The following is a 10,315-nucleotide window of genomic DNA, read 5'->3' as shown; positions in this document are numbered from 1 at the left end:
ATGTTATCAATAAAAAATTTACACGCTTCAATAGAAGACAAAGAAATATTAAAAGGCATCAATCTTGAAATAAATGCTGGAGAAGTTCACGCAATTATGGGTCCAAATGGTGCAGGAAAAAGTACCTTAGCGTCAATTGTTGCAGGAAACGAAAATTACAACGTAACTGATGGTCAAATTCTTTTAGAAGGCGAAGACATTTCAGAATTAGCGCCAGAAGAACGTGCACATAAAGGCGTTTTCTTGTCGTTTCAATATCCTGTTGAAATTCCTGGAGTTTCGGTAACTAATTTTATCAAAACTGCCATTAACGAAACAAGAAAAGCAAACGGAAAAGAAGATATGCCAGCCAACGAAATGCTGAAATTAATCCGTGAAAAATCTGAATTATTAGAAATTGATAGAAAATTTTTATCAAGATCATTAAATGAAGGATTTTCTGGTGGAGAAAAAAAGCGTAATGAAATTTTCCAAATGGCAATGCTAGAACCAAAAATTGCAATTCTAGACGAAACCGATTCTGGTTTAGACATCGACGCACTTAGAATTGTAGCCAATGGTGTTAATAAATTAAAAAACGAAAACAATGCAGTACTTGTAATTACGCATTACCAAAGATTGTTAGATTATATAATTCCAGATTTTGTTCACGTACTTATGGATGGAAAAATCGTAAAATCTGGCGGAAAAGAATTGGCATACGAGTTAGAAGAAAAAGGTTACGATTGGATAAAAACTGAATTAGTTTAAAATTGTTTATTGTTTATAATTTATAGTTTTCAGTAACTATAAACAACAAACCATAAACCATAAACAACAAATTATAATGGATTTAAAAGAAAAATTAGTATCGTCTTTTATGGCGTTTGAAGAGCAAATTGACGTTCATTCAGAACTTCATGATGTGCGAACTTTAGCCCTAAAAAACTTCGAAAATAAAGGTTTCCCAACCAAGAAAGAAGAAGCTTGGAAATACACATCATTAAATGCTATATTAAAAAATGATTATTCTGTTTTTCCAAAACACGAAAATGCGGTAGAATTTGCTGCTGTAAAAAAATATTTTCTACACGAAATTGACACTTACAAAGTAATTTTTGTAGACGGAAAATTCTCTTCGTTTTTATCATCAACAACACACGATGGATTAGACGTTTGTTTACTATCATCAGCACTTTCAAAGCCAAAATATAAAGTAGCAATTGACGAATATTTCAATAAAATTGCAAGTAAAGACGAAAGTTTAACCACATTAAACACAGCATTTGCAAATGAAGGTGCGTACATAAACATTCCAAAAAGCAAAGTTGTAGAAAAACCAATCGAAATTATTTATTTCTCAACAGGAGTTGAAGATGCGTTAATGGTTCAACCAAGAAATCTAGTAATTGTTGGCGAAAATGCACATGTTCAAATTATTGAAAGACATCAATCGTTGAACGAAAATCCAGTGCTAACCAATTCTGTAACAGAGATTTTTGCACAAAAAAGAGCCATTGTAGATTATTACAAAATTCAGAATGATTTATTAACTGCCAACTTGATAGACAATACGTATATTGCTCAAAAAGACGATAGTTTTGTTTCAGTTCATACGTTTACATTTGGCGGAAACATCACTAGAAACAATTTAAATTTCTATCATCAAGGCGAACACATCGATTCTACATTGAAAGGAATTACCATAATTGGCGACAAGCAACACGTAGATCATTACACTTTGGTGCAACACGCAACACCCAATTGCGAAAGCCATCAAAACTATAAAACCATACTTTCAGACAGTGCAACAGGCGTTTTTAACGGAAAGATTTTTGTAGAAAAAGAAGCTCAAAAAACCGATGCTTTTCAGCAAAACAACAACATTTTGTTAAGCGACAAAGCCACAATAAATGCCAAGCCACAATTAGAAATTTTTGCCGACGATGTAAAATGTTCACACGGTTGCACCATTGGTCAACTAGACGAAACCGCAATGTTTTATATGCAACAACGCGGAATTCCAAAGAAGGAAGCCAAAGCATTATTGATGTATGCCTTTTCAAATGAAGTTATTGAAAGCATTAAAATTCCAGAACTTAAACAACGAATTACCAAAATTATTGCTACAAAATTAGGCGTTAATTTAGGATTCGATTTATAATATTTTTTAGAAGCCAATCCAGCCATACATTTCAAGTTTACTACTATTGCAACTATTTTTCTAAAACAATAAACGTGCTTCCTTTAGTCGCAGTTTATTGTCAAGAAAAATTAGTCACAATAGTAGTAAAGCTTTCCATTTCTGTCTGGGCTAAACCATCTACAAAGTTCAGTAACAAATTTTTAGTATTGGCTAACCAATAAAAATCGTTATTTTTGAGCAATCAAACGATATAGTAATGACAGAATATCCAAAATTTGCAGTAATTGGTGGCGGAAGTTGGGCAACAGCAATAGCCAAAATGTTATGCGTAAATCTACCAGAAATTTCTTGGTACATGCGAAACGAATCTGCAATAGAACATTTACAAACACACCATCACAATCCAAATTACTTAAGCTCAGTAGAGTTTGATATTAAAAAACTAAAACTTACAAGCAACATCAACGAAGCAGTTGCTTATGCCGATTATATAATCTTTGCAATTCCGTCAGCATTTCTTGGTAGTGAATTAAAAAAGTTAACTCAAAGTTTAGAAGGAAAAGTAATATTTTCTGCCATAAAAGGAATTGTACCTGAAACTAGTTTAATTGTTGGCGAACATTTTAATAAAATATATAACATACCATTTGAAGACATTGGTGTAATAACTGGTCCATGTCATGCCGAAGAAGTTGCTTTAGAAAGACTTTCCTATTTAACAATTGCTTGTGGCGATGCTGCGAAAGCTAGAATTGTTGCCAAATGTTTATCAGGAAATTATATAAAAGCCAAAATCTCTGACGATATTATAGGTACAGAATATGCAGCAATGTTAAAAAATATTTATGCAATTGCAGCAGGAATGGCACATGGATTGGGTTATGGCGATAATTTTCAATCGGTTTTAATGAGTAACGGAATCCGTGAAATGAAGAAATTCATTAGAAAAGTACACAAAATGAAACGTAACATTAATAACTCTGCCTACTTAGGCGATTTATTAGTTACAGGATATTCTGTTTTTTCAAGAAACAGAATGTTTGGCAATATGATTGGAAAAGGATACACCGTAAAAAGCGCCATGATGGAAATGAGTATGGTTGCCGAAGGTTATTATGCCACAAAAAGTGCTTGGGAATTAAACCAAAATTATGGTGCAAAAACTCCAATTATCGATGCGGTTTATGAAATTTTGTATGAAGGAAAAGAAGCTAAAAAAGTATTTAAAAAACTAACTGATAAACTGGATTGATTTTTAATTTGTCATTTCAAAATAGTTGAAATAATAACATAAAAGTCAATATAACTTGAGATTCTTCCTTCGTCAGAATGACAATTTTATGCATTAAAAAACTAATAAATTTCAAAAACCTGCTAGTAACATAATTTTCTACCCAGTTTGTCATTCTGACGCAGGAAGAATCTCACCCAATAATAATCAGAACTTTCTTTGCTAAAATTTTAAAGTTAATCTAGAAAACATTAAAAATAATCTATCTCACAACAAACCCATCAACAAACAAAACAGGAACTTCTTCAATTTCTAAAATGGTGTCAAAGTGTTTTTTAAAGATGAATTTCTTGTCGTACAAAGTGTTTTCTATAAAGTAAGTTACCATAAACTCATTGTTAAGTTGCACGACACTTTTTTCTATCATTTCAACTTTTACTGATGAAACTGGTGGGATTTCTATAAATGCGTGACGCAGTAATGATGTTTTTTTCATTTCGCCATCTAAGGTTCCAAATGCTTGTGAAACTACCATTACGGATTCTATTTTAAAATCGGAATCGTTTACTAGATATACATTCCAGATTTTTTCCATGAAATCGTCACTCCATTCGTGAATTGCTGCTAGGAATACGTTTTCTACTTCTGGTATTGTTATGTCTGTTTTCATATATGCTGAACTTGTTTACGCTGAATTTATTTCAGTGTTTCAGTATCTTTTAAATTTAAGTTTTTTGCCACTAAGACGCTAAGTCGCAAAGTTTCTTGTAATTTAATTTTATGCAATTCAATTATTATTTAGCCCTGATTGAAATGGAAAGCTCGCGATTTTTTATCGCGACTTGGAAAGTAAAGCAGGAAAATGGATTGCTAAAATGCCCAAGCCATTTGCTACTGATATGCATCAGCACAAGTTCTAATGACTTTAAATATTTTTATATACTTAACAGGTTTTGGAAACCTGTTAGAAAAGATATTTAAATATGTGCTTTAAATTGCTCTAAAAATCGAACATCGTTTTCATAGAACATTCTGATATCGCCAATTTGATAAAGTAGCATTGCGATGCGTTCAACTCCCATTCCGAAGGCGAATCCTGAGAATTCATCTGGGTTTATGTTGCAGTTTTTAAGCACGTTTGGATCTACCATTCCGCAACCTCCAATTTCTAGCCAACCTGTTCCTTTTGTAATTCTATAATCGGTTTCTGTTTTTAAACCCCAATAAATATCTATTTCTGCGCTTGGTTCTGTAAACGGAAAGTAGCTTGGACGCAAACGAATTTTAGATTTTCCAAACATTTCTTTGGTGAAATAAAGAAGAGTTTGTTTTAAATCGGCAAACGAAACGTCTTTGTCTATATACAATCCTTCTACTTGGTGAAAAATGCAATGTGAACGCGATGAAATGGCTTCGTTACGAAAAACTCTTCCTGGCGAAATGGTGCGAATTGGCGGTTTATTGTTTTCCATATAACGCACTTGCACTGATGAGGTATGTGTACGCAACAGTACATCTGGATTGGTTTGTATGAAAAATGTGTCTTGCATATCTCTTGCAGGATGATATTCTGGCAAGTTTAATGCTGTGAAATTGTGCCAATCGTCTTCTATTTCTGGACCTTCGGAAACGTTGAATCCTATGGTTGAAAAAATATCAATTATTTGGTTTTTTACTATGGATATTGGATGACGTGAACCTATAACTAATGGTTCGCCTGGACGAGATAAATCGCCATAAATGCCTTTTATTTCTTCTTTACTTTCTAGTTCTTCTTGTATGGCTTTTACCTTTTCTTCGGCAACGGTTTTTAGCAAATTTATTACTTGCCCAAAGTCTTTTTTCTGATCGTTTGGTACGTTTTTAAATTCGGTAAAAAAGTCTTTTAGAATTCCTTTGCTTCCTAAAAATTTTATACGAAAAACTTCTAGCGCTTCTTTATTTTTGGTGTTGAATGCTTTGGCTTCTTCTATGTATTCTTTTATTTTGTCTGTCATTGGTAGTTCTTTGAAGGTGCAAATTTAGTTTTTTTAAGTGATAGGGACAAGTCGCGACTTGTCCGTACATGAAAATAGTATTAATCTATAAGTTCTTTTTCGAGAAAATAAGTTACTATTGCGTCTTTCATTAATATAGATTGTTCGCCAGCTTTTAATGGTGGTAATTCTTCTTTTATTGTGTAATGTGGCCAACCATCTTTGTCTACAAAGTCAAATTCGTAATATCCATAAGGTTGTAATAATCTACAAATACCAATATGCATAAGGTTTACTTTTTCGTCTTTCTTGAAAGCTTGCTTAAATTGTCCTAATTCTTGAACTCCTATTAAATATATAATTGCATCTAAATCTAATACATCACCATCGGCAAATTGATTAGAAAGTAGTGTTACGACTTTGTTCCAACGGTTTTTTAATTGTTCGTCTCTAGACATTTTAATTCAGGATTTTATTATTTGAGATTTAGGATTTTTTTAGAATTTATTCCAAAATCTAAAATCAGTTTGCAAAGATAGTTAGTAGATTTTTGACTTTGGAATATTCTTCTATCTTTGTTTTACCAATTTACTTACTTTTTTATGGGATTTATAGATATTATTTTTGCTGCATTACTTGTTTTTGCCTTGATTCGTGGTCTACGAAACGGACTTTTTGTAGAATTAGCTTCGCTAGTTTCTTTTTTTATTGGAATTTATATTGCAGTAAAATTTTCATACGTTGTTGGAAATTTGCTTGGCGATAGCATAAGTTCTTCATCCAAAACTGCTAAAGTTGCAGCTTTTGTAATAACTTTAATTGTGGTTGTAGTTGCCATTCATTTGTTGGCTAAAGTATTTTCTAAAATTGCAAGTTTTGTTTTTTTAGGTTGGCTTGATAAACTTGGCGGTGCTGTTTTTGCTGTTTTAAAAACGGTTTTATTACTTGGAATTGTACTTGGTTTGTTTCAAAAAGTAAATATTAATGATGTAATTATTAGTAAAGAAACTCAAAATAAATCGTTACTTTTTAATCCGATATTAAAAACATCTGAGGTTATGTTGCCAGTTTTGACTGATTGGTTTAGGGATTTGAAAAGTAAAACTATTGGTAAAAATTAATTTACACTAAAAGTGTAAAAAATGTTAAAATAGTATTCTGTGAGATTTCTACGGAGTGACAAACTGAGTGTAGAATGTAAATCTTCGAAATTAATAAACCCAACTTACACTAAAAGTGTAAAAAATGTTAAAATAGTATTATTTTAGATTCCTACGGAATGACAAACTGAACGTAGAATGTAATTTTTTATAATTAATAAATCCAACTTACCCTAAAAGTGTAAAAAATGTTAAAACTACCATAACTCACGAATAGCTTCACTTTCAATCCAACCAGTAGTCTCATCTGTTAATTCTACTTTTTTCCAGTTTGCAGATGTTTCTAAAACGTACACTTTTGTACCTTCGTGAAGCGTTGCTTTGGTTTTGCTAGAAAGCCTAGCTTCTGATTTTAACAACGCTATTTCTGAGAAAATTATAGCTGGTTTGTCGTTTTCAATTCTCGATTTTTCTGAAACTGCTGCGCTTGAAGAAATTATAATTAGTACTAAAATAAAAAACATTCCTGTAAAAAAAGCACGTTTTGTAACTGCCAATTTTGAGAAATAATATCCAATAAAAAAAGCTAAAAAAACAAAGGCAAAAACTACGGAAATCCAAGCCCAAGTATCATAATTATAGCTTGAAGTTATGTTTTGTATGAGTTTGCTAAACCCTACTTTTGGAACTTCTTTTATATCATCAATTTTAATTTTTTTTGCAAATTCTAAATTGGTTTTTATTTCCTCATCATCAGGATTTAATAGCAATGCTTTTTCATAATTGTAAATTGATGGTGCAACTTTACTCAATTTATAATAGCTGTTTCCTAAATTAAAATACAATTCTGATGATTGTTGTCCTTGTGCTAATACACTTTCGTAATTTATAATGGCTTCTTGAAAATTCCCACTTTTATACAACTGATTTCCTTTGTCAAATGCGTTTTGTGCAAATGAGAAGTGAACTATGAAAAGTAAAAAAATTAATTTTTTCATTTTTTAAACCATTAAGGCATTAAGTTTCATTAAGCTTTTTAACTAAATTTGTTTTTCTAAACTAGAAATAATTTCGACTGCGTTATCAAAATCTTGCTGAATTGTAACGCTAGTTGCTGGTGCAAAACGTGCAATTTCGCAATTTTTGGTTAGATTTATAAATTCGTTTACCGTTTCTGAATTGGCATTTCGCGAAAGTAAAATTTCAGTAATTTTTTCTTTACTCATATCAAATGTTTCAATATTGAGTTTGGCTTTCAAGAAATTGTGCATTGCTTTTTCAAGTGCAATATAAAATGGCTCTTTATTTCCTTGTTGTTTCTTGGCTTCGGATAAATATTTCTTAACTAATTTACTAGAGTTTTTAATTCTGTTTCCAACAACATCTGCATCATTGGCTTCTTTTTTCTTTCTGATAAATACAATTACTGGAATTAGTAAAAATGGTAAAAACAATAAACTATAAAACAATCCAGAACCTAAAAAAGTATCTTTTTTAATTTCTAAAAAATTGGTTTTTAGTTTGATAGTTGCAAATGGCTTGTTAACAATTGAAGCATCTTTTCCGTTTGCGACATTAATTTTAGGTGCTGTTGCAAAATCTGGTCCATCTAAAACATCAACCATAATTTGAGGTGAAGTTATGGTTTTATAGGTTTTAGAATTCAAATCGAAATACGAAAATTGTAATGGTTTTATTGGATATTTTCCTTTGTATTGTGGTACAATTGTGTAATCATCGCTTATAGAACCAGTCATTCCTGAAAGTTGTGTGTCAATATTTTCATTGTGTTCTGGATCGTACATTTCTAATGCCGAAGGAACTTTTGGCTTGGGTAAACTAAATAATTTTAGATTTCCATTTCCAGAAACCGAGACATTTAATTTTAATGATTCGCCACTTTTTAACGTTGTTTTGGATGGTGTTACATTAAAATCAAAACTTCCAACTGCGCCAGAAAAATCATCTGGTTTTCCAACTGTTGGTAACGGTTTTACATTTATATATTGTGTGCCAGATGATAATTTTCTTATGGCATTTGCATAAATAGGATTTCCAATCATATCGCGTTGACTGGTTGGATATTCAACTTCTGCTTCAAATGAAAATGCTTCAATTGGTTTTTTTCCAGATTCTAATGGATATAAAACCGAGCTTCCAAGAATTGACATTCCATAGGTTTTTCCATTGTAAATCGCTTCTACTGCTGGACGATTAAAATCGAAAAATTGACTCCAAAAGCCGTTATATTTTGGTTTTTTTACATTTGAAATATTTCCAATTTGTGCTCTCGGATCAAAATATATTTTATAAACTACACGAATTGGTTCGTTTACATATGGATTTTTATTAGAAACTTCGGCTATTAAAAATACGCCTTCGCCAAAATTATTTCGTGCTTGTCTTGGTTGCTGGTCTTGATTAAAAAAAGGATCGTCAAATGGATCGTAAGGATTTGGATTGTACTGATTTTGGTTTTTTGGAACAGGTATTGCCTTTGTAATTTTAATTTTTACTTGTGCTGTTTTAAATACTTTTCCGCCATATTCTATTTGCGCTTCTTTAATTACAAAATCGCCTTGCTTTTTTGGTGTTAAAAAATATTTATAGGTTTTAAGAAATCCGCGTCGTCCATTGATGTTGTAATTTTGCATCATTAAAAATGGACCATCCACTTTAAAACCATCAATTTTTGGCAATATAAAATTGTCTGCATCTACATTCATTTCAAACGAAATTTGAATGTTTTCGTTTAAAGCATACGAATTTTTTTCGGTAACCGCACTAAACTTTACTTGCGCAACTACTGATAATGAGCATAATATAATAAATAAAAAAAGAATTTTCTTCATTGTCATTTTAAGATTTTACCAATCTTTTTCATTTTTTTCTGGTGCTTTTACTTTTTGACCTTTTACTTTTTCTTGCACTTTCTTTTCTTCGTTATTTACTGCATTCAACAAGTTTTCTATTTTTTGTTTAGAAACATCATTGGGTTTTGGCTGTGGGTTTTCGCCTTGATTTTGTTTGTTGTTTTTTGGATCTTCCTTTTTTGGTTCGTCTTTTTTGTCTTGCTTTTGTTCGTCCTTTTTATCTTCTTTCTTATCTTTATTTTTATCTTTTTTATCGTCGTTTTTTGGTGGTGGATTGTCTTTTAGCATTTTCTTAGCCAATGCATAATTGTAACGCGTTTCTTCATCGGTTGGATTATTTCTTAATGCATTTTTGTAAGCTTCAACTGCTCCAGAATAGTTTTTATCATTCATTAAAGTGTTTCCTAAATTGTGGAATGCTTTGTGTTTTTCTGGTTTTGTTTTGGCTACTTTTATTGCTTTTTCAAATTGATATTTTGCTTCGCCAGATTGCTTTTGCTTGTAAATTGTTGTTCCTAAATTGTAGGATGATTTAGCTTTTTTAGTAAACTTAGCTTGCGATTTTCTGTATTCAACTTCTGCATCGGCGTAGTTTTTTGCTACAAAAGCTTGGTTTCCTTTGGGCAAATTTTTATCTTTCTCTTGCGCGTTTGTTGCAAAAGTTAGTAGCAATGCTATGTATAGAATTTTTTTCATTTTTGTATGAATGACACAATTTTTTAGACACGAATCTCACGAATTATTTTAATCTGATTATTTCACTAATTTTTAAAATCTTCGATTTTTTTTAGACACGAATTACACGAATTTCCACGAATTATATTGTTGTAATTATTTCACTAATTTTTAAAATCTTCGATTTTTATTAATTTTTTACCACAAATTACACAAATTACCACAAATTATCTTGTTGTAGTTATTTCACTAATTTTTAAAATCTTCGATTTTTATTAATTTTTTACCACAAATTACACGAATTATATTGTTATAATTATTTCACTAATTTTTAA

General features: G+C 31.1%; 10 protein-coding genes. 4 read left to right on the top strand and 6 right to left on the bottom strand.

Features of this window, described 5'->3' with window-relative positions; genetic code table 11:
• From sufC to ACH2BC_RS01475, 3 genes are all read left to right on the top strand, one after another.
• The gene (sufC, locus tag ACH2BC_RS01485) at window positions 1–750 is read left to right on the top strand and encodes a Fe-S cluster assembly ATPase SufC (RefSeq protein ID WP_395052185.1); all 750 of its coding nucleotides are present in this window, start codon (window positions 1–3) and stop codon (window positions 748–750) included.
• 76 nt (window positions 751–826) lie between these two features.
• Complete coding sequence (gene sufD / locus ACH2BC_RS01480) at window positions 827–2,143, top strand: Fe-S cluster assembly protein SufD (protein WP_395052184.1); 1,317 nt, start codon at window positions 827–829, stop codon at window positions 2,141–2,143.
• A gap of 238 nt (window positions 2,144–2,381) precedes the next feature.
• The gene (locus ACH2BC_RS01475) at window positions 2,382–3,377 is read left to right on the top strand and encodes an NAD(P)H-dependent glycerol-3-phosphate dehydrogenase (protein ID WP_395052183.1); all 996 of its coding nucleotides are present in this window, start codon (window positions 2,382–2,384) and stop codon (window positions 3,375–3,377) included.
• A gap of 241 nt (window positions 3,378–3,618) precedes the next feature.
• On the opposite strand, the gene ACH2BC_RS01470 is transcribed toward ACH2BC_RS01475, so the two are convergent.
• The 3 genes from ACH2BC_RS01470 to ACH2BC_RS01460 form a co-directional block, all read right to left on the bottom strand.
• A complete protein-coding gene (locus ACH2BC_RS01470) occupies window positions 3,619–4,026 on the bottom strand; it encodes a hypothetical protein (RefSeq protein ID WP_395052182.1) in 408 nt (135 codons plus the stop codon).
• A 307-nt stretch (window positions 4,027–4,333) separates the two neighbouring features.
• The gene (gene pheS, locus ACH2BC_RS01465; protein ID WP_395052181.1) at window positions 4,334–5,353 is read right to left on the bottom strand and encodes a phenylalanine--tRNA ligase subunit alpha; all 1,020 of its coding nucleotides are present in this window, start codon (window positions 5,351–5,353) and stop codon (window positions 4,334–4,336) included.
• Window positions 5,354–5,433: 80 nt separating this feature from the next.
• Window positions 5,434–5,790 carry a hypothetical protein gene (locus ACH2BC_RS01460; RefSeq protein ID WP_395052180.1) on the bottom strand — a complete coding sequence of 119 codons (357 nt, stop codon included), beginning with the start codon at window positions 5,788–5,790 and terminating at the stop codon, window positions 5,434–5,436.
• A 144-nt stretch (window positions 5,791–5,934) separates the two neighbouring features.
• Here ACH2BC_RS01460 and ACH2BC_RS01455 point away from each other — a divergent pair, with 144 nt between their 5' ends.
• Window positions 5,935–6,453: a CvpA family protein gene (locus ACH2BC_RS01455; protein ID WP_395052179.1), complete on the top strand. Its 519-nt coding sequence runs from the start codon at window positions 5,935–5,937 to the stop codon at window positions 6,451–6,453.
• A 236-nt stretch (window positions 6,454–6,689) separates the two neighbouring features.
• Here ACH2BC_RS01455 and ACH2BC_RS01450 read toward each other — a convergent pair whose 3' ends face one another.
• From ACH2BC_RS01450 to ACH2BC_RS01440, 3 genes are read right to left on the bottom strand one after another with little or no spacing between them, the layout of a single operon-like run.
• A complete protein-coding gene (locus tag ACH2BC_RS01450) occupies window positions 6,690–7,430 on the bottom strand; it encodes a tetratricopeptide repeat protein (protein ID WP_395052178.1) in 741 nt (246 codons plus the stop codon).
• Window positions 7,431–7,472: 42 nt separating this feature from the next.
• The gene (locus tag ACH2BC_RS01445) at window positions 7,473–9,284 is read right to left on the bottom strand and encodes a BatD family protein (RefSeq protein ID WP_395052176.1); all 1,812 of its coding nucleotides are present in this window, start codon (window positions 9,282–9,284) and stop codon (window positions 7,473–7,475) included.
• Window positions 9,285–9,299: 15 nt separating this feature from the next.
• A complete protein-coding gene (locus ACH2BC_RS01440) occupies window positions 9,300–10,001 on the bottom strand; it encodes a tetratricopeptide repeat protein (protein ID WP_395052175.1) in 702 nt (233 codons plus the stop codon).
• Window positions 10,002–10,315 lie beyond the last annotated feature (314 nt).

The organism is Flavobacterium sp. (assembly GCF_043760115.1).
Lineage (GTDB): Bacteria > Bacteroidota > Bacteroidia > Flavobacteriales > Flavobacteriaceae > Flavobacterium.
This window is presented reverse-complemented; position numbering and strand designations above follow the sequence as displayed.